General features: G+C 49.5%; 16 protein-coding genes and 1 riboswitch. Of the genes, 4 read left to right on the top strand and 12 right to left on the bottom strand.

Annotated features, from left to right (window positions below; all coding sequences use genetic code 11):
• Positions 1 to 5 precede the first annotated feature (5 nt).
• The 10 genes from J3369_RS04505 to phoB all read right to left on the bottom strand — a co-directional run bounded on the left by J3369_RS04505 (position 6) and on the right by phoB (position 12,768).
• Complete coding sequence (locus J3369_RS04505; protein ID WP_119500131.1) at positions 6 to 614, bottom strand: energy transducer TonB; 609 nt, start codon at positions 612 to 614, stop codon at positions 6 to 8.
• A 3-nt stretch (positions 615 to 617) separates the two neighbouring features.
• A complete protein-coding gene (locus J3369_RS04500) occupies positions 618 to 1,025 on the bottom strand; it encodes an ExbD/TolR family protein (protein ID WP_070123859.1) in 408 nt (135 codons plus the stop codon).
• 23 nt (positions 1,026 to 1,048) lie between these two features.
• Positions 1,049 to 1,573: a MotA/TolQ/ExbB proton channel family protein gene (locus J3369_RS04495; RefSeq protein WP_119500130.1), complete on the bottom strand. Its 525-nt coding sequence runs from the start codon at positions 1,571 to 1,573 to the stop codon at positions 1,049 to 1,051.
• A gap of 3 nt (positions 1,574 to 1,576) precedes the next feature.
• Complete coding sequence (locus J3369_RS04490) at positions 1,577 to 2,941, bottom strand: MotA/TolQ/ExbB proton channel family protein (protein WP_303573724.1); 1,365 nt, start codon at positions 2,939 to 2,941, stop codon at positions 1,577 to 1,579.
• A 12-nt stretch (positions 2,942 to 2,953) separates the two neighbouring features.
• Positions 2,954 to 3,712 (bottom strand): DUF3450 domain-containing protein, encoded by a 759-nt coding sequence (locus J3369_RS04485; RefSeq protein ID WP_349584279.1) that lies wholly within the window; start codon positions 3,710 to 3,712, stop codon positions 2,954 to 2,956.
• A gap of 173 nt (positions 3,713 to 3,885) precedes the next feature.
• Complete coding sequence (locus J3369_RS04480) at positions 3,886 to 6,537, bottom strand: TonB-dependent receptor domain-containing protein (protein WP_349584276.1); 2,652 nt, start codon at positions 6,535 to 6,537, stop codon at positions 3,886 to 3,888.
• A gap of 123 nt (positions 6,538 to 6,660) precedes the next feature.
• Complete coding sequence (locus J3369_RS04475) at positions 6,661 to 9,420, bottom strand: beta-helix domain-containing protein (RefSeq protein ID WP_349584273.1); 2,760 nt, start codon at positions 9,418 to 9,420, stop codon at positions 6,661 to 6,663.
• 316 nt (positions 9,421 to 9,736) lie between these two features.
• Positions 9,737 to 10,699, bottom strand: coding sequence for a PstS family phosphate ABC transporter substrate-binding protein (locus J3369_RS04470; RefSeq protein WP_349584270.1), 963 nt, complete (start codon positions 10,697 to 10,699; stop codon positions 9,737 to 9,739).
• Positions 10,696 to 11,994, bottom strand: coding sequence for a phosphate regulon sensor histidine kinase PhoR (phoR, locus tag J3369_RS04465; RefSeq protein ID WP_119500124.1), 1,299 nt, complete (start codon positions 11,992 to 11,994; stop codon positions 10,696 to 10,698). The genes J3369_RS04470 and phoR overlap by 4 nt, the downstream gene beginning before the upstream one ends.
• An 84-nt stretch (positions 11,995 to 12,078) precedes the next feature.
• The gene (phoB, locus tag J3369_RS04460; RefSeq protein ID WP_119500123.1) at positions 12,079 to 12,768 is read right to left on the bottom strand and encodes a phosphate regulon transcriptional regulator PhoB; all 690 of its coding nucleotides are present in this window, start codon (positions 12,766 to 12,768) and stop codon (positions 12,079 to 12,081) included.
• A 198-nt stretch (positions 12,769 to 12,966) separates the two neighbouring features.
• Here phoB and J3369_RS04455 point away from each other — a divergent pair, with 198 nt between their 5' ends.
• Both J3369_RS04455 and rdgC read left to right on the top strand, forming a co-directional pair.
• Positions 12,967 to 14,697: a sensor histidine kinase gene (locus J3369_RS04455; RefSeq protein WP_349584265.1), complete on the top strand. Its 1,731-nt coding sequence runs from the start codon at positions 12,967 to 12,969 to the stop codon at positions 14,695 to 14,697.
• A 98-nt stretch (positions 14,698 to 14,795) separates the two neighbouring features.
• Positions 14,796 to 15,701: a recombination-associated protein RdgC gene (gene rdgC / locus J3369_RS04450; protein ID WP_119503293.1), complete on the top strand. Its 906-nt coding sequence runs from the start codon at positions 14,796 to 14,798 to the stop codon at positions 15,699 to 15,701.
• A 17-nt stretch (positions 15,702 to 15,718) separates the two neighbouring features.
• Here rdgC and J3369_RS04445 read toward each other — a convergent pair whose 3' ends face one another.
• Positions 15,719 to 16,903, bottom strand: a complete 1,185-nt coding sequence (locus J3369_RS04445; protein ID WP_349584262.1) for a benzoate/H(+) symporter BenE family transporter — start codon at positions 16,901 to 16,903, stop codon at positions 15,719 to 15,721.
• Between the two features lie 251 nt (positions 16,904 to 17,154).
• The gene (locus J3369_RS04440) at positions 17,155 to 17,991 is read right to left on the bottom strand and encodes an HDOD domain-containing protein (protein WP_119500121.1); all 837 of its coding nucleotides are present in this window, start codon (positions 17,989 to 17,991) and stop codon (positions 17,155 to 17,157) included.
• Between the two features lie 303 nt (positions 17,992 to 18,294).
• Positions 18,295 to 18,436, top strand: a riboswitch (cobalamin riboswitch).
• Between the two features lie 164 nt (positions 18,437 to 18,600).
• Between J3369_RS04440 and J3369_RS04435 the strand changes: the two genes are divergently transcribed.
• Both J3369_RS04435 and J3369_RS04430 read left to right on the top strand, forming a co-directional pair.
• Positions 18,601 to 19,434 (top strand): ABC transporter ATP-binding protein, encoded by an 834-nt coding sequence (locus J3369_RS04435; protein ID WP_303573731.1) that lies wholly within the window; start codon positions 18,601 to 18,603, stop codon positions 19,432 to 19,434.
• Complete coding sequence (locus J3369_RS04430; RefSeq protein ID WP_349584258.1) at positions 19,424 to 20,434, top strand: FecCD family ABC transporter permease; 1,011 nt, start codon at positions 19,424 to 19,426, stop codon at positions 20,432 to 20,434. Before J3369_RS04435 ends, J3369_RS04430 begins: the two co-directional genes overlap by 11 nt.
• Positions 20,435 to 20,442 lie beyond the last annotated feature (8 nt).

The following is a 20,442-nucleotide window of genomic DNA, read 5'->3' as shown; positions in this document are numbered from 1 at the left end:
AGTACTTACCCGTCAATCTGGAAGGTGATTCGGTTCTGCACGCCGGACACTTCAGTCGCTTCACCGTTAACAACACGGGGCTTATATTTAAACTTCATGGCGGCATCCATCGCAGCCTGCTCAAATATGCCCGAAGGGTTAGCTTCTACGACAACCGGATCGCGTACTGTACCTTGCTTGGTTACCGTAAACTCCACGATAACGAAACCTTCGATACCACGCTGCAATGCACGACGGGGATAGACCGGCGCCACTTTAACGATAGGCAGATACTCACCGTCTCCGGATTCAAGTGCTAAGCCGCCGTCCAGGGCTACGTCAGCGCCAACATCCCCACCGAAGTCCATAGACGTACCATTGGCGTCAGGCGAAGGCGAATCCATTTGCGGTGAACTCATTTGCGGCGGTGGCTCTTTTGGCGGTGGTGGCTTCCGGGGCTTACGGTCTTTTTGTTCAACCGTTTCCTCTTTCTTCACCCGCACAAAGTCAAGCACACTGCCTTTTGGTGGCTCTGTTAACGCACTGCCGCCCATCTTGATGAGTGATTGCATCAAGAAGAACAGGCCGAGCGTAATCGCCAGCGAAATGACAAATGCGATGATAAATCGTGGCATGGCTTAAGGCTCTTGTGCTGCGATTGAAACTTCGTAAACACCCGCCGCACGGGAGGCATCCATAACTTTGATCAGCGTATCGGTGGTGGCCTTCTGATCTGCCTGAATTACCACAGTGCCCTGCGGGTTCTCAGCATGCAGACGCTCGATGTTGGCCTGTACCGCACGTACGTCAACACGACGCTTGTTGATCCAGATTTCACCGGTATCAGAAATCGCGATAAGAATGTTAGCGCGATCCTGTTTTACTGCGGTGGCCGCTTCAGGACGGTTTACATCGATGCCGGCTTCTTTCACGAAAGACGCCGTTACAATGAAGAAGATAAGCATGATGAAAACAACGTCCAGCATGGGCGTCATATCAATTGTGGCTTCTTCTTCGTCAATCAGATTTTGAAAATGCTGCTTCATAATAAGGTTCCTGACAGAAAGGCTTAGCCTTTGCGATCAATAATCAAGGCGTCTTCTAAGTGTGTGCGTTCGGTCTTCACCATACGGTTCAGCCAGGTCGAGGCGAATACGCCTGACAACGCGCCAACCATACCCGCCATTGTCGGGATAGTGGCTTTAGATACACCAGATGCCATAGAGCGGGCGTTACCCGAGCCGGAGATGGCCATTACATCAAAAACTTCAATCATTCCGGTAACCGTACCCATCAGGCCCAACAGCGGACACAATGCCACCAGCGCCTGAATAATCGGAATACTGCCCCGTAAACGAATGGTCAGTGCAGAAATCGTTTTCTGGCGTACTTGCTCAGCAAACCAGGAGGAACGATCGCTGCGGGCTTTCCATTCAGCTACGGCCTGTTTCTTAAAGTTCTTGTGCCAAATCAGCAGGTACATCGCACGCTCGAGAATAAGTAACCACATGATGAAAATCAGCAGACCGATGACCAGGAGAACCTGGCCCCCTGTCTCTGTAAAATCACGAATGGCTTCGAGAAATGCGATCATGGCTTAGCCCCGCTCAGCGCGCTCTGCGATAACACCAGACGCCTGCTCTTGCAGCACGTACACGATATTCTTACTACGGGTATTCAGCATGGCGTATAACAATGTCATAGGAATTGCTACAACCAGACCCAGTACTGTAGTTACCAGTGCGGTAGAAATACCCCCTGCCATCAGTTTCGGGTCACCGGTACCAAACAGGGTAATTGCCTGGAAGGTGTTAATCATACCGGTTACTGTACCTAACAGACCCATCAGAGGCGCAACCACTGAGATAATCTTGATAATGGTCAGGTTACGACCCAGTTTTGGTACTTCACCTAAAATCGCTTCTGTTAAGTGCAGTTCCAGCGCTTCAACATCCGCATTAGGGTGATCTTCACGTACTTTCAGTACACGGCCCAGCGGGTTGTCAGTTTTGATTTCTTTACGCTTAAGTTGCTTTTGTACTTTCGCGTTAATCAGCGTCAGACTGATAAGACGCTCAATCGCCAGAAGCAGACCAATAGCACCTACGATAAGGATGATGTAACCCACTTCACCGCCCTGCTCTACACGCTCTTTCAGATCAGGAGCCTGAACCAGCAGACCCAGGATAGAACCACCTGTAGGGTCAATACCAAACTCAACCAGTTCGCCGTTTGAGTTTTGCAGCGCCTGTGCAGAATCGCCGTAACGGTCAGCCGGCTGGCGAACCAGTTCAGCTACAGTGCCGGTGATGCCGTTGAAGTCGAGGTATTTACCATCAGCAACCAGTGCAAACGGACCAACACGTACGATTTCTTTGTTAACTTTCTCGCCGCCGGCTTCAACAACAGACGTGTCGAACTTAGTCACTTTGCCTGACTCAGTCATTTCACGCTGCATTTCAAACCATACGCGCTCAATCTCTTCGATAGACGCTAACTTTGAGCTCTTACCCATTGACTGTGCCATGTTGTCAAGAAACTCAGCGCGGCCGGGGATTTGAGCGGAAACAACTGAGTTCTGGAATTTGCTCTTGGTGTCACCGGCAACCTGCTGCAGCACACCGAACAGTTCTTTCAAAGAACCTAAACGGGTATCAAGCGCGGTATTTAAGTCGGCCAGTTTGAATTCGTTTTCTTCAAACTGAGTTTCCAGACTTTCTGAATTCGCCAGTTCCTGATCACGCTTCTTGCGGGTATCAGCCAGGATTTGGTCCTGCTGAGCGCGCTGTTGTGTGAATTCCTGTTCACGTTGCTTATTCTGTTGTGATTGGGCGAACTGGCCTTCTTCCAGTTGCTTCAACAGGGCATCAAGATCCAGTGCGCGGTCGTTTTCCGCCATTGCACCGAAGCTTAATGTTGCAGCGGCAAGACCAGCTGCTAAAAATTTAATCTGCTTTAACATGGTCAATACCTCTTAGTCCGTGATTGCAACAGGCAGCATTAACAGGTCTGGTGCAAGCTGTTTCTTCGCCATGCGCAGGCCTTTAGTGATCTGTGTACGGTAGCTGCTGTCCAGTTCTTCCCACTGACGTGTTTGTTTGTTCCAAACACCTTGCTTACCAGCGTCACGGGTTTGGTAAATCAGAGCAGTACGGCCAAGACGTAAAAACTCAACGTCACGCTCTGTACCGTCAATTTCATGGATACCGGTGTAAGCTTCCATGGTGCGGCCGTAATCCATCTCAACCTGATAGGCTTCCATAACACGACGGAATTTTTCAGATGCAGACACGTCAGCACGATCCATCATGTCTTTTAAATCAGCGATACGTTTGGCACGCTCTTCTTCCAGGAAAGGCACGTCCAGGGCAACGAATTGCTCCAGACCGTCAATCATACGAATCATTAACGGCGTGATTTGACGCTCGATAACAGAGACTTCGTCGATTGATGCGTTCAGATCAGCCATTTCCTGTTCCTGGTTGGCAATCTGTTTGCGCAGCTGGTTGTTATAAACGTTCAGCCCTTCGATTTCTTTATTCAACGTTTTGAACGTTTGAAGTTTATTATCGATTTGGTCAGCGATATTGTTGATTTTGTCTTGTGATTTAGCTGCACTTTCATTGATTTTTGCAGCCTCATCGACAACGGGTTTCAAGACGCTATCGTCTTGTGCCATGGCGGTAGTGGCCGTCAGGGCGCTCGCCAGCAGCAACGAGTTGAAAAGCTTCATACATTCAAACCTTACTGTTAAAAGGAATCGGATTTAACCGAGCGTAAATTTCTGCGCGTAGGATAGGAACTTTCTATGACAGTTTTATTACATGACTGTCATATTTCCTCTGTCATAATCCGACGGGAGGTGATGAAAAAAGAGCCGCTGATGCGGCTCTTTCTGAGTTAATTTTAGAAGTCGTAGCGATAAGCCAGACTGAAAGACGTTCCCACGGTTTCGGACCTTAGGAGTGTGTCCTCAAACTCAATTTTCTTTTCCTGATCAAGCATATTCTGCACTTTCAATGTGACAGTGGTATTAAAATCAGGATACCACTTGTACACCACATCCAGAGAGTGGAAAGGCTGCTCGAAGCTGTCATCGAACCCGTCGATGCCGGGAATAAGAATACGCGGACCAAACACGTTATAGACTAAAGATGCAGAGTGTTCGCCGTTATCTGAGTCATAACCTAACTGCGTATTGACTACCCACTTAGAGTGACCTGTCATTGCACGCGTTGTGTTGGTGATCGATGTAGACACGCCGGTTTGCTGTTCAATGGCTGCCGGATCAAGCTCGATCTCAGAGTCACTTAACGTCAGGTTACCGGACAGGAACAGATTGTCCCATACGCCGTCACCGAACACCTCAAGCCCTTGCAGGAATTCCACTTCCACACCGTACATCTTGCCGGTTTCGGCGTTAGCGATACGGATGAGCGGCGGACCGTCCTGAGCAGGTGACTGAACAGACTCAATAGGTGTATCCATGTCTTTGTAGAATAAACCTACAGACAGGTTGTTACCGGCCTCACGGTACCATTCCCAGCGAACATCAAAGTTATCGATGGACGTGGTTTCCAGACCCGGCGTACCACCCACAGGGTTTTCAGTCAGCGGGTCGATGTAGGTGGCTGAAGACACTTCACGCAAGTCAGGACGTACTACCGTTTTACCGTAGCTGAAACGCAACTGCATATCCTGCTCAAGGAAATAAGTCACTGCCAGAGACGGATAGAAATCTGCTTCAGCAAACGCCAGCTGTGAACGGTCTGCATCGTCAGTTAAGTCAAACTGGTTTGTACGGGGGTCAAAGGGTACAACAGCCTGACGGAAGTCTTCGTAACGCACACCACCACTGAAGCGCCACAGGTTGTTCCAGAACAGATCCGCTTCGAAGTAGTACGAATCCACTTTCTGACCGGCGGCATAATCATCACCGGCAACGGTAGTGTCACGCAGCAGGTTCTGTGTGGTGTAGCTGGCATTGTCCAGCGCTTCATCGTCAAGCACTTCGTCAAACTCATAGCCGGTAAGCAATGAGGTATCAGAGAAAGCACGGGTGCTCACATCAAGACGGCGGTTTTCTGCAGTACGGGTTTTAGTCAGGAAATTTCCACCCGCTTTAAATTCCATCTCCCACTTATCTACCATCAGCGGATAGTTGAAGTTGTAGGCATAGTTTTCTACGCGGTCATGGAGACCCTGGAATGAATAACGTCCGGCAACGGTAGAGTTACTCACGCTGCTTTCAGTTTCACGATCGTAAATACCATCCAGGTTTTCGTCTTCAAGCAGGAAACGGGCTTCCATATTACCCGGCGCATCACGCAGTGAACGGCCTAATGAGTATTTCCAGTCAAAGCCTAAGAAACCCAGTTCAGGGAACGTATGGGTACCACGAACCTGATTGGTGAAAAGTTTACGTTCTTCGTACTGCACTTCATATTTACGAACACGCTGGTTATCAGACAACGTGATGTTCGCCGTGTTACCAATCATGTCACGGATCTGGTCACGGGTATCGCTCAGTACAATAACACTGTAATCCACGCGGTGCTGGCGGTTATAGTCGATACCGACGTTAAACAGTGAAGACCACTTCACAGATTTCTCTGTGGTGTTCACTTCGTCGTAGTAGCGGACCATACGGATTTCATCGCCGTTACGCAGTGGCTGCTCACCAATGTATTCTTCACTCACATTGGTAGAACGGTCATAACCGGTAGCAACAAGGAAACCGAAACGCCAGTCGTCGTTATAATCGAAACTGTTACCGATGGAGAAGTTGCCTTTCATATCAGGGTCAACACTTTCCAATACAGGGTCGTAGTCACGGTTTAATTGCTTGAACAGCGCGACAGATTCTTCCTGGCTTAAATCATCCAGAAAGTCTTTGCTGGCATACTGGGCTGCAATGTCAGCAGGCATGGCGCGGGTGCCATCATCTTTACCCATCCAGTCATCGCTGCCGCCATTGTACATGTAGGCATCGTCAAAGTTATCGGAGTTATAACCTAACTGGCCCTGCACACTCATCACAAAATCGGAAGGAATGGTACGCAAACGGATATCTACGTTACCACCACCAAACGAAGCCGGCATTGAAGGCGAGTACGCTTTCTGAACCGATAAACTTTCGATAATAGAAGACGGGAATAAATCGAGAGGCATTACGTTACGGGTAGGATCCGGGCTGGGTACCGCCAGACCGTTTAACTGGGTAGATGAATAACGTTCACCCAGACCACGAACGTAAATGAACTTACCGTCAACCAGGGTCAAACCTGTTACACGACGCAATGCTGATGCCGCATCAGAGTCACCGGTACGAGAGATTTGCTCAGCACCCATGATATCCGCAACAAACGCCTGGTTCTTACGTTCTTCCATAACGGCAGTCGCCGTACCTTTTAAGCGGGTGCCGGTGGCAACCACTTCTTCAATGACTTCTTCGTCATTGGTTTCCTGAGCAACTGCGGGCGCGATGCTGGCAGATAATGTTGCCAGTACAGCCAGACTCAGTGGTTTGACAGGAAACCTGATTGCAGGCTTTTTCATTGTAAACCTCGTGGAAAAGCGTTCTTACAATACAACGATAAAAATCGATGCTTTTAATACTTAAAAAGCAAGCACGTTACTTTTACCGCAACGTGCCTGCTCTGATGGTGGGATTAGGAGTGATTACTCCAGACCAACAGTCCAGCCAGCTGTCCAGTCGTTGTCTTCAGATACTGCACCTACGAAGTCAGCATTGTCGAAGAACGTGTCGCCAGTCCAGTCTTTAGGCGTTACTGCATCAGTGATGCTGTAGATACCGTTAACTACTTCAGCCTGAGTAGCAACAACTGCGTTGCCGGTCATGGTGTTCAGGAACCAGTTTTCCAGGTCAACTGCACCGTCATCAAACTTGAAGTTCTCGTCGTTTTCACAAGCGATAACCGAGTTAGTGAAGGTTGTTGTACCGTCAGCCAGGTTAGCTTGTGATTCGTTAACGTTTTCGATTTCGAAACACTCACCCATGCCTGCAGGGCCTGTCACGATGAAGTTAGACAGCTGAGCGCCTGTACCTTCACGTAAGTAAACACCTTCAGAATCGTCATCACCGTCAAACTCGTTACCGATAATAGTCACGTTAGACAGAGTCGGATTAGACTGTGGCTCATTAGCCGGGTCTGAACCGTCGTTGTCAGCTTCGATACCACGGTTTGCATCAGAGTTGTCAGTCGCCTGGCGCACTAATACATACTGCATGCGACCCTGGAAGCCGTTATCCCAGTCAATGCTGTCGTCCTGGTTGTCAGTCAGTACTACGTACTTCATGTCAACGTTACCGCCGAAGAACTCAACACCATCGTCAGATGATTTGTGAATTTGAACGTAGCTGATATCAGTACCTGAACCAACACCGCCCATAGTCAGACCTTGCAGCTCGTTGTCCGGTGCGATTTCGAAACCAGAGTACATGATACGCACGTAGCGGATAGTCCCTGAGTTATCAGCAGTGTCTGTACCACCGAATACTGCGCCTTCTTCTGCACCTTCAATTTGCAGTGAACATGCGCCAGATTCAGGACACTGGTTAGATGGCGCGTTACCCAGCATTACCAGACCACCCCACTGACCAGGCTCACCGGCGTCAGACGCCACATCAGCTTGTGAAGTGAAAGTGATTGGGTTTGCAGCAGTACCCTGCGCATCAATTTTAGAGCCACGGCTGATTACCAGGTAATCATTACCGCTTGCACCGTACAGTGTTACACCGTCTTCGATAGTCAGTGTGGTGTTGTCAGCATTGTCATTACCGATGAATACTGCACCAGACAGAGCATACATGTTGCCTTCAGTCAGTGTCAGGTCAGAAGTAATACGGCCAGACAGTTCACATGTTGTGGTTGTACCGTCAACAGAAGTGATTTCAGACGTACCGGTAGGACAACCCTCTACGGTTTCAACTACGCCGGTCACTTCACCGCCGCCGTAACCAAATGCCCAACCTTCACGCCAGTCAGTTGTTCCGTCTAACGCACCGATGTAGTCAGTTGCATCGAAGAAACCGTCAACCTGAGATGCATCAGCACCGGCACCTAACAGCGGGCTGCCTGAAGTAGGAGAACCGTCTGCATTCAGTGCAATAGCTTCAGATACAGAGTTACCTGTCATGGTGTTCAGGAACCAGTCTTCCAGGTCAACTGCACCGTCGTCGTTCTTGAAGTTTTCGCCGTTACGGCAAGCCATAACAGAGTTTTGAATCGTGATAGTACCGTCAGCCAGGTTAGCCTGAGATTCAGTCACGTTTTCAACTTCGAAACACTCGCCCATACCAGCAGGACCAGTTACAACCATGTTGTAGATCTGTGCGCCGGTACCTTCGCGAAGGTAAACACCTTCTGAATCGTCGTCACCGTCGAAGTTATTACCAATGATTGTCATGTTAGCAATCATAGGATTAGATTGAGGCTCGTTAGCCGGATCTGAACCGTCGTTATCCGCTTCGATACCACGGTTTGCGTCAGAATCGTCAGTGGCATGCTCGATGAATGCATACTGGATTTTACCGGTGAAGCCGTTATCCCAGTCTAATGAATCATCCTGAGCGCCAGTGATCAGAACATATTTCAGTTGCGGGCTACCACCGAAGAATTCGATACCATCATCTGAAGATGCGTGTACCTGGATGTGATCGATAGAAGTACCTGAACCCACACCACCCATAGTCAGACCTTGCAGCTCGTTGTCCGGTGCAATTTCGAAACCTGAGTACTTGATAACCATATAGCTGATTGAACCAGAGCTTTCTGTATCGTCTGTTCCACCGAATACCGCGCCTTCTTCAGCACCTTCGATTTGCAGAGAACAGTCACCTGTATCAGGACACTGGTTAGATGGCGCATTACCCAGCATTACCAGACCACCCCACTGACCAGGCTGAGCGTCACCGCCAACCACGTCTTCAATTGAGGTAAGGATTACCGGCGCTGCTGCAGTACCGTTTGCTTCAATAGTAGAACCACGGCTGACAACCATGTAGTCATTACCGCTGCGGCCGAAGATCGTTGTGCCCGGCTCGATAACCAGGTTTACGCTGTCTGCATTATCGCTACCGAAGAAAACCGCGCCGTCTAACGCCCATACGGTGTCGTTAGTCAGAGTAATGTTACCGCTGTCGTCTGCGTCATCAGCAGTTAAACGACCAGACAGTACGCGAACCGTTACGTCGCTGCCAAATGCAGTTGAAACTTGAGTGCTCAGACCTGAGCTCACTTCGCCGGGTGCAGTATCAGTATCGCCAGAATCACCTGAACCAGAATCGCCACTACTTCCGTTGTTATTTGTAACGCTGTTGTCGATGTCGCCTTCGCTGATATTGATGTCACCACCACAGCCGGCTAAAACAAGCGCTGCTGCGATTGCTGAAGCCTGAAATAAGTGCTTAAGTTCCATTCATCTCTCCAAGTGCAAATATAATTATGGATTTAGAAAACGCAGGCACTTTACCTAAGCTAAATGACACATTTGTTACACTTCCGCGTTGTCACAAAACTTTCACAGTGAAAAGTGAACTTTTAGTATCTAAATCAGACCTGTAGGATGATTGAAAATCTTAGTATATGATTTTGCTTAATTTATTATTTCCCGTCACATGGGGAAATAAATGCTGGATTTGTCGTTTAGCGTTAAAAAAGCGGCAGTCAGGCGAATTTGCCGGTAACAATTAAACGAAAGTATGAAGGAAAAATGACAGCCATCACGGCGTTTTTTAACGCTGTACATTGTCCAGAAGACGGCGCTGGCGAAGTAATACATCCTCCCTGACAGGAAAATAGCCGTCACGCTGAACCTGCACCTGCCCTTGTTTTGACAGTACATACTTCAGAAACTCCCGCTCCAGTGTGGGCAGAGGTTTTCCCGGTGCTTTATTCACCACCAGGTAGAGAAAGCGGGCATAAGGATAGGTTTCATTTCGTACAGTCTCTGTGGTCAGGGGCACCAGTGAATCCAGGCTTTCGCCAATTGAGAGCGCCTTTACACCAGCGGTTTTGTAACCGTAGGCCGCGTACCCCATTCCATGCTGACTGGTTGCAACCGACAGTACCACGGAAGCAGAACCGGGCTGTTCATTCACTGTGGTACGGAAATCTCCGTCACATAACGCCATAAGTTTAAACAAGCCGTAAGTACCGGAAACTGAATTTCGCCCGAACAGGCGAATTGGAGAAGGGCTGGTTGCTGAATTACCGGTAAGCTCAGACCAGTCTGTCACCGGTGAACCGGCGCCGCAATAACGGGTTTCAGAAAAGATGGCGTCAACCTGTTCCAGTGTCAGGCCCTCGACCGGGTTACGACGCTCGACGAAAATGGCAATGGCATCCATGGCCACCTTAAGCACCGTTGGCGGATAACCATGCTCACGGACAAAATCACGGATTTCAGAAGGTTTCATTTCACGGCTCATGGGGCCAATCGTCGCCGTGCCCTCTGTCAGTGCCGGCGGCGCAGTAGAAGAACCGGAAGCCTGGATCTGAAACTTCACCTGCGGATACATTTCCATGAACTCCTGCGACCACAGGGTCATCAGGTTGGCCAGCGTATCAGACCCTACGGAGGTAATTTTCCCTGCCACGCCCGGGCTGCGGGTATATTCCGGTACAGGCTCAGCAGCATGGGCCCGGAAGATAACAGAACAGCAAAGGAACAGAACTAAGGCCGTAAACTGGCTCATGACTTCTCCGTAATTAACTCTTCGTCCAGCAGGAAAGAAAACTGACTCCCCTCGCCTACTGTACTGGTGATATCCAGCTGCGAATTATGATGGCTGAGCACGTGTTTCACAATAGATAGCCCCAGACCGGAACCACCTGTTTTTCTGGAACGCGCCTTATCCACACGATAAAAACGCTCAGTCAGCCGCGCAAGGTGATTCTGCTCAATACCGTCACCGTTATCCACCACCGCAAATAAAGCGCCGTGATCATCCCGTTTCCAGTAAACATCAATTTCGCCCCCGGCCGGCGTGTAATGCACAGCGTTAAACACCAGATTAGAACAGGCACTGCGAAGTTCTGTTTCCACCCCGAAAACCCAAAGTTCAGGGTCGATATGGAAGCGTATGGTATGACCTTTTTCTGCGTTGAGTGTCTGCGCTTCTTTTTCCAGTTGCCGGAACATGGAAGGCATATTGACTTTATTTTCGTAGATACGCTCCGAACTGGCTTCAATGCGTGACAATACCAGCAGATCCTCAATAAGGTTTTGCATTCTGTGAGTCTGGGCGTTCATTTCTTTGAGCGCTTTGGTCACCATGGGATTGTCTTCATTATCCGGTAACAATTCCAGATAACCGGAGATAACGGTGAGCGGCGTGCGTAATTCGTGTGAAACGTTTGCCACGAAATCCTTACGCATTTCTTCTAACTGGCTAACACGGGTCACGTCACGGGCAATCAGCAACAGATGCTCTTCGCCGTAGGGCATAATCCGGTATTCGAATGTTTTACTGGGGTTTGCCGGTGCGGGTACTTCGATAGGATGGCTGAAATCGCCGGCATGAAAATATTCTATAAATTCAGGATGCCGGATAAGGTTATCAATGCGCGCGCCGGCGTCGCCGGGCCACTTAAGCCCCATTTCCAGTCTTGCCAGCCGGTTGCACCAGATTATACAGGCCTTGGAATCCACCACCACAGCAGCGTCAGGTAAGGCTTCCGACCCTTCACGGAAACGCTTTACCAGCTCACCGAGTTCTTTCCTTTTATTGCGGTTACGCCGCTGGAGGTAATAAATACCTTCGTAAATATGCTCCCACACGCCGCTGACCGTGGGCGGAGACATTTTCCGGCTATGCCATAACCAGCGGTTGAGCTTAAAAAGCTGCCAGTAGTTAATAATAAGCAGCCCCAGCGCGCCAAGCGTAATGGCGAATAACATGTCATCCAGGTACAACCCTACCAGCGCGAAGACAAGCAAATAGGCCAGCAGGCGAATTGCGCTTCTCAGCCAGGAAAAAGGATAGTACATGTAATTGAATGCCTTATTTTAATGTGAAAGGCTATTGTGACAATGTAGGGCGGCGCACGCAACGTATGCCGGTGCGCCGTCAGATTACAGTTTGGTGGAGAACCGGTAACCTGCACCACGTACTGTCTGAATCATCGCATCATGGCCGTGCTTTGAAATGGCTTTCCGTAAACGACGGATGTGCACATCAACGGTACGGTCTTCAACGTAGACGTTCGTTCCCCACACGTTATCCAGCAACAGTTCACGACTGTACACCCGCTCAGGGTGAGTCATGAAAAAGTGGAGTAACTTAAACTCTGTAGGCCCCATATCCAGCGGATCATGATTCGCCATAACACGGTGAGAAATCGGCTCCAGTTTCAGACCATTAAACTCAATGGGCTCTTCACTGGACGTCGGTGTCACACGTCGCATTACCGCTTTGATACGGGCGATAAGTTCCTTGGGAGAGAATGGCTTGGTGACGTAATCGTCGGCACCGGCATCTAAACCGCGGATTTTATCTTCTTCTTCACCCCGTGCCGTTAACATAATAACGGGAATATCACGGGTAAATTCATGTTGCTTCAATCCTTTAGCCAGCTGGACACCGGAACCACCCGGTAACATCCAGTCAAGCAATATCAAATCCGGATATGGTTCACAGATTTTCTGCTGTGCCACATCAAAATCTTCAGCCTCAACGGTATCAAAACCTGATTGCTCAAGAACGAATTTCAGCATTTCGCGAATTGGCGCTTCGTCTTCCACTATCAAGACAGTACGGGACATTGATATTTTCCTGCTCATAACAAAACGCCGCTATTATTAAGATGGACTGTGACAGTTTTATTAAAACGATTACATTTATGTGTCAAGGAGATTACGGTTTTTTATGCTGTTGTCGAATATCATCTCGCTTGTTAATTCAAGCTTTTACGCCTATTCTGTGTAGCAGGAATCAGGATTTCACGGTGAGGTTACGGTTGGATGGCCACAGTTAAGACAGGATTGTCGCGCAAGCTGCTCACGCGGGTACTGTCGGTGTATTTCATCCTGACACTTATCGTTACGGTGGGACAAATTTTCACTGAGTACCTGAGTACAAAAAATCACATCGAAAGCGAACTCCGTACCCTCAAAAATACCTTTGCAGAAAGCCTGACACGGGCCAACTGGGAACTGAACAAGGTTCAGGCCCGTATCATCGCAGAAGGCCTGACTAAACTCCCTACCATTGAAGGCGTGCAGGTACGGGATGAAAATGGCGATCTGGTGGCCGATGAAGGTCAGACCATCCCGAGCAACGGCAGCCCTGTGCAAACAGGTATCATGCAGGACCACCCCGGCGGTATTTTCAGTTACAGCTTCCCGCTCATCTTCGAATTTTCCGGACGGGAATCTTTCGTCGGTGATGTTACGCTCTATTCCAGTTTCGATATCATTCTCAGCCGCATCGAAGTCGGTATTTTCTTTCTTATAGGTAATGCCATTGTAAAAACCGCTTTTCTAATTTTTCTGTTCATGACGGCCTTTAAACATATGCTCTCTGAGCCGCTGGCTGAACTTACCGGGCAAATGACGACTTTCGATCCTGAACATCCGGAAGATTCAAAAATTCAGGTGACAGATGGCGAAGACAACGAACTACGCATGCTGCAACAGTCTTTTAATCAGGTTATCGACGACTTCGTCGTTTCCCAGGAAAAGCTGAAAGGTACCCGGGAAGCTCTGCGCCAGGCCAATAAAAAACTGGATGATCAGAACCTCATCCTTGAGCAGGAAGTTGCCAAGAAAACCGCATCCTTATCGCAAATTATGCTCGATCTTGAACAACAAAAAGATGAGCTCATCGCTAATCAGCGGGAACTGCGTCAGGAAAACGAAAATCGTCAGTACATTGAAGATGAATTGCGGAAGCGGAATACCGAACTGGCAAGAAATATGGAAATGCTCAATCTGATCAAAGATCAACTGGTGGAATCTGAGCGCATGGCATCACTTGGCGGTCTGGTAGCCGGTATCGCCCATGACGTTAATACCCCCATCGGCGTGAGTGTTACCGCTGCCAGTTACCTGAATGAACGCCTGGTATCATTAAGGGCCGCCTTCGATGACAAAACCTTATCGAACAAGTCCATGAATGCTTTTATTGATGAAGCCGAACAGGCGTCCGCCCTGCTTCTGAGTAACCTGAACCGGGCATCTGATCTTATTGCCAGTTTTAAACAGGTCGCGGTAGATCAAACCAGTGAAGCAGAGCGTCTTTTCAATCTGAACAGCTACCTGCATGAAATCTTACAATCGCTGAAGCCTACCTTTAAGAACACCAGACATCAGGTCAATATTCAGTGTCCCGCTGATCTTGAGATCCTCTGCGCGCCCGGCGTCATTGCCCAGATTGTCACCAATATGATGATCAACTCATTGATGCACGGCTTTGAGCATATAGAAGAAGGGCATATCTCGCTGGCCGTGTCCCGTGATGGCGGTCATATCGTGATGGAATATCAGGATGATGGTAAAGGAATGAGTAAAGAGGCTTTAACTCATTTATTCGACGCCTTCTACACAACCCGACGAAACCAGGGTGGCAGTGGCCTGGGCACACATATCGTGTTTAACCTGGTCACCCAGACGCTGGACGGTTCAATTGAAGCCTTCAGCGAACCGGAAAAAGGCCTCCGCTACGTTATCCGCTTCCCTGATAAACACGCCTGATCTTTACTAAAAACCACAGCCCGGCGTTGCAGCAAAACGCTGGCATTGGTACGCTTGCCGCCCTTAATAAAAACAATCTGGATCAGGACGTATTTTCTATGTGGTTCAAAAACCTCAAAGCCTATCAGCTTACTCAACCACTTTCTCTGGACGATGATGATCTCAGCCGTATGCTGATGGATAACGCTTTCCGTCCCTGTGGTAAACAGGACACCGCCACTATGGGCTTTGCTTCGCCTTTTTCTCAGGCCGGAAAAGAAGGTGTGATGTTCCACAAAGTGCAGGAACGCTACTGGATCACGGTAAAGAAACAGGAAAAAATCCTGCCCTCTTCAGTGGTCAATGCTGAACTGGCTGACAAGGTCGCACACATTGAAGCGGAAACCGGTTCACCGGTGGGCAAAAAACAACAGCAGGATCTGAAGCAGGAAATCATTTTCCAACTGCTGCCACAGGCATTTGTGCGTAACACGTACACCCATGGTTTCATTTCTATTCCTGAAAAAATGGTCGTAATAGACGCGTCTGCAGACGGTAAAGCTGAAGCCTGGCTCGCTCTGGTCCGTAAAGCCATTTCGTCACTGCCTGTCGTACCACTGGCCCGCCGCAGCCTGCAATCAGAGCTGACTCACTGGCTGACAGATGGCGCGCCGGAAGGTATTGAACTGCTTGAAGAAGCAGAGCTGAAGTCGACCGACGATCTGGAAAGTGTGATCCGATGTAAAAACCAGCCTCTGGACAGCGAAGAAATCACTATGCACCTGGACAACGGCAAGCTGGTTCAGAAAGTCGGCTTCGCCTGGCAGGAAGTACTCACAGCGACCATTGCGGAAGACGGTTCATTTAAAAGGGTGAAATTTACTGACCGTTTAAAAGAAGAATCTGAAGATATTCCTAAAGATCAGGTTGAAGCCCGAATGGATGCAGAGTTTGCACTGATGTCAGCCGAACTGTGTCAGTTCCTCGATTTCATGCGCACCACGTTGAAGCTCAACGACGAATAACGTTAAGCTTACCCAGCTCAGGCCCGCTTTGATTTGATGCGGGCCTGCAGTTTATCCAGCCCCAGCACGCATAAACCAGCCAGTAATCCCCACACCGGAGCCCCAAGCTGAGCCACAGTGATGCCGGATGCACAACAAAGAAAAGTCAACAAAGCTGCTTTACGATGAGCCTGATCATCCAGCGCCTTGATCAATGATGCCTGTAATGTGCTGAATAAAGCCAGTCCGGCAAGCAGATGTACAACCACCAGCGGCATCTGGCTGAACAAATACACCACCAGCGAAGCCAGTACACCAAAGAGTATATAACCTGCACCGGCCATGATTCCGGCCTTATAACGTTGCTGCCGGTCTGTTCCCGCGTTCTCCCCCATACAAATCGCCGCAGTAATGGCAGCCAGATTCAGTGCAAACCCCCCGAAAGGTGCAGTGATCAGATTGACCACGTACACCCCTGACAGAACCTGTCTCACATCCGGTTTGTAGTCATAACTTTTTAAAATAGCGATGCCGGGTAAATTCTGCGATAGCAGCGTAATAAGAAATAACGGAACAGCCAGACTCACAGTCGCTGAGAGGGTAAATTCCGGGGCGACCCATACAGGCACCGGCCAGGCCCACTCAAACGCCATTACAGGCTCACCGGCCACCCACATACCAGCAACCAGTGCCACGGCGAGCAATATCAGCATGCTATAGCGGGGAAACCACACCGTACCCAGCAAATACACACTGATAAATATAACCACCAGAAGCGGATGCTCCGGCGCGTCAGAAAATATGCCCAAACATACCGGCAGTAGAATGCCCGCCAGCATGGCCGAAGACACCGCAGACGGGATGCGCTCAATTTGCTTAGTAATAAAGCGGCTCCGGGCGGCGATAAGTGCCAGCAATGCCGCGATGACAAAAGCCCCGATGACTTCTGCCAGCGAAAATCCGCCTGCAGCACCAATGAGAAAAGCAGCGCCCGGCGTGGACCATGCCGTAACCACCGGCACCTTATAAAACCAGGAAAAGCCGATACAGGTGATGCCCATACCCAACCCGAGCATCAGCAACCAACTGACAATCATGCCCGCATCTGCTCCGGAAGCCTGAGCAGCCTTTATTACCAGCACCACTGCACTGCTGTACCCCACAATAACAGCGGTGAGTCCGGCAGTTATATGGCTCAGCCTGAGAAGTGATGATGTGGACACGATATTCTCCGTCAATTTAAATGTGCGCTATAACGCACAATAAAGGTAACAAAGTTTATCACCGTGCGCTATAGCGTACAAACAAATTCATCGTTCACCTGAAAACGACTTTGTCCGGGATAAAAGGAATACCCGTAAGCGAATGAACAGGATTATGAACAGAAAAAGTGAGAATGGACGTGGATGTTGTCAGAGATGAGCGGAAGATTCAGACCGGCAACAGCGCTGCCGGTCGGGTATTGCGGTTAAGCTCAGGCGAAGACTTGCTTGGCGTTAACACACATTTCTTTATATTCGTCAGTGGTCAGTTCTTTAATGTCTTCAATTACGCCACGCTGAATTGCCAGATTCAAAACGGCATCTTTCTGACCTTCCATTTTACCCGCCAGCGCTGCACCGACACGGACAAAATCCAGATAAGACAGCTTCTCCGGTATGACTGACAGATCCCGCCATTGCTCGGCTACCACGGTGAAATCATCACTGAAATCCCAGGCTCGCATGATGCTGCCGCCAATCCGGCCGGACAACTTATCAATGGCAACATTCAGGAAGGTCGGGTTCGCAAACACCTCTTCGTGGCGTTCCGCTTCTGTGAGAATAGGCAGTACGCCAATATTGTGCACCAGTGCAGCGAGGGTCATGGTGTCCAGGCTCAGCTCACGGTTCTTCGTGCGGTTGATGTAAAGCTGCAGCGTCGCCATAGAATAGGCCACTACATTAACCGTTGAAGCCCATTCTTTTTTCAGGTGTTTGGCAACGACATCATTCTTAGACACGAACAATTGTTCCATTGCCAGAGCAGTGGAAATATTTTTAATCTGGCGCAGGCCGATACGGGTTACCGCCTGACCAATGGATGTGACTTTAACTGTACGGCCCAGGTATGCACTGTTGGCAATCTTAATCATCCGCATACTTAAAGAAGGATCTTTGCCGATAACGTCTCCCATGGCATTCAGATTCACGTTCGGATCATCTGCTGCCTTCCGGACTTTCAGCGCAATGGCCGGTAAAGTGGGCAGTACCAGTGTATCGTTATTAATCTTTTCAACAAGAATCGTGAGAAGCGCGTTTTGTGTTGACATATACCTACCTTTTTATTGTCTGTAAGCCACCCGCCTGAAAGCATAGAGTAGCCGAGAGGTATGTGGAAATCCGGCAATCCTTCGGAGTGGAACGACCAGGCCATCATTAAAGCGTGTTAATGAAAATATATCAGCAGAATAAGTAATCTGCATCCTGCAAATGCGATTTTATTGAAACAGGTCATATACAGGCGTTTCTTCTGTCATACGTTTTCTCACCTAAAGTATTGTGGCATCAACGGCCAGGTAAATCGTTGATATATGTATCAGCGAACTCGTCAGCCAGCAGAAAACTTGCTAGACTCCGGCACACGTTCCGGAGGTGCTGTACTCATCAGATAATGAGCAGCCTGATTGGGAATCCGGTGAAAATCCGGAACTGTACCCGCAACTGTAATGCTGCCTGTCAGCAAAGTCAGATACCAAACTCCGGCCTTGCGCCTTTTGACAGACATCATGGTGCAAATATAACCATTTAAATACTTAACTCGTGCGGGAAAACACGAAGACAGTGACACTGTCTCTGCCACATCTTCTGGCAGGAGACCTTGCCTGTACCGGTTCTGACCGGTGTTTTCTCCTGCGCCCGGATTGACGCGGCAGAACACCATGACCACAACCACGGCTTTACAAACTGAAGCCATCCGGTTACAAGCCGGTGACAAAGTCATTCTTGATGATATGACTCTTTCCTTTTGCGGCGGTCAGTTTCATGGTGTTCTGGGCCCCAACGGGGCGGGCAAAACCAGTTTACTGAAAATCCTCACCGGCCAGCGGCAAAGTGAAGGCAAGGTTTTATGGCAGGGCCAGCACCTTAATACCCTTTCTCCTCAGGCACTGGCCAGACAAATCGCCGTGGTCAATCAGGTAAACGATACTGTATTTGCCCTGACCAGCCGCCAGGTGGTGACCATGGGTCTTCTGCCTCATAAAAACCTGCTATCACGTTACACCAAAGCCGACATGCAGGTGGTGGACTGCGCGCTGAACGATGTAGGCCTTAGCGATAAACGGGACCAGTTTTTCAGTGAGTTGTCCGGGGGTGAACAACAACGATGTCTTATCGCCAGAGCTCTGGTACAGGGCGCATCACTATTAGTGCTGGATGAACCGGTTAATCACCTTGACGTGTATTACCAGCACCAGGTTCTGCATTTGCTGCACAGTCTTTGTCAGCAACACGGGAAAACCGTGATTGTCAGTTTGCATGATTTAAATCTGGCTGCCGCCTACTGCGATCACGTTGTTTTGCTCAACAACGGTAAAGCCATTGCCACCGGCACACCGGAACAGGTCCTGGAAGCAGAACGGCTGAGTGACACATTCAGGATCCCCTGTACCGTCCATAAAGGCCATTCACCCGGCTCTGCCCGCGTAGAGTTCATGCCACAAAATACTGAGCATCAATGGCAACAGCATTCAGGACAATCCCATGAAGTTTAAATGGATCCTGCTGGTATTACTGGCACTTTCAGCCCCTGTTCTGTCACTGTTTTTTGGTGCAGCATCATTATCCGCAGATACTATTTTTCAGTGCGTATTCGCACAATGTGCCGATCCGGTTGATCAGGCGATTTTTATGGAAATTCGTGCTCCCCGCGTACTCACCGGCTTTCTTGTTGGTGCAGGTTTGTCTGTAGCCGGCGCAACACTGCAGAATGTCACCCGGAACGGCCTGGCCGATCCTTATCTTTTCGGTGTTGTTGCAGGCGCAGGACTCGGTGCAGCCGTTGCCGCCCTGCTGTTTATCAGCCCTGCCGGCAGCGAAGCCGGTTTTCCGGCACAAATATACAGCATCGCCCTGCCCGCATCTGCATTAGCCGGAGCGGTATTGGCTGTTCTGCTGGTGCAGGTGTTGTCACACACTACTTTCGGCAGACGCATAGAACACATGTTACTGGCAGGTGTTGCCGTGTCTTTCATGCTCAGTGCACTCAGCCAGTTTTTACTGTTTGTCGGTGACCCTTTCGCTGCCAACCAGGTGGTGTTCTGGCTCATGGGTTCGCTGGCGCGGGTGGAAGGCTGGTATGCCTGGGCCATGCTGTTGATTGTGGCAGCAAGTACCGGCGTGTTGTACCTGTACGGACCGCAGATTGATGCATTGCTGCTGGGCGATGAAAGCGCCCGCACACTGGGCGTGAACGTCACCAGGATGCGCGTTTTATGTTTACTGCTGTGCGCCGCTCTGACAGCTGCCATTGTTTCCTACTGCGGTGGCATTGGTTTTGTGGGGCTGATGATCCCGCATATTGTCAGGCACTGGCTGGGCGTCACCAGCCGCACCCTGTTCATTGGTTGCGCGCTGCTCGGCGGATTTTTCATGGTGTGGGTAGATGTATTCGCCCGCACAGCCTTTACCGGAAGGGAAATTCCCATCGGTATTATCACGTCGGCCATCGGCAGTGTTTTCTTTCTGCTGGTCATGCGACAGCGTCAGACCTGAGGACAAGT

Source organism: Alteromonas sp. NFXS44 (assembly GCF_040148705.1).
Classification (GTDB): Bacteria; Pseudomonadota; Gammaproteobacteria; order Enterobacterales; family Alteromonadaceae; genus Alteromonas.
Note: the sequence above shows the minus strand (reverse complement) of the source record. Positions and strands in the feature narration are given on the sequence as shown.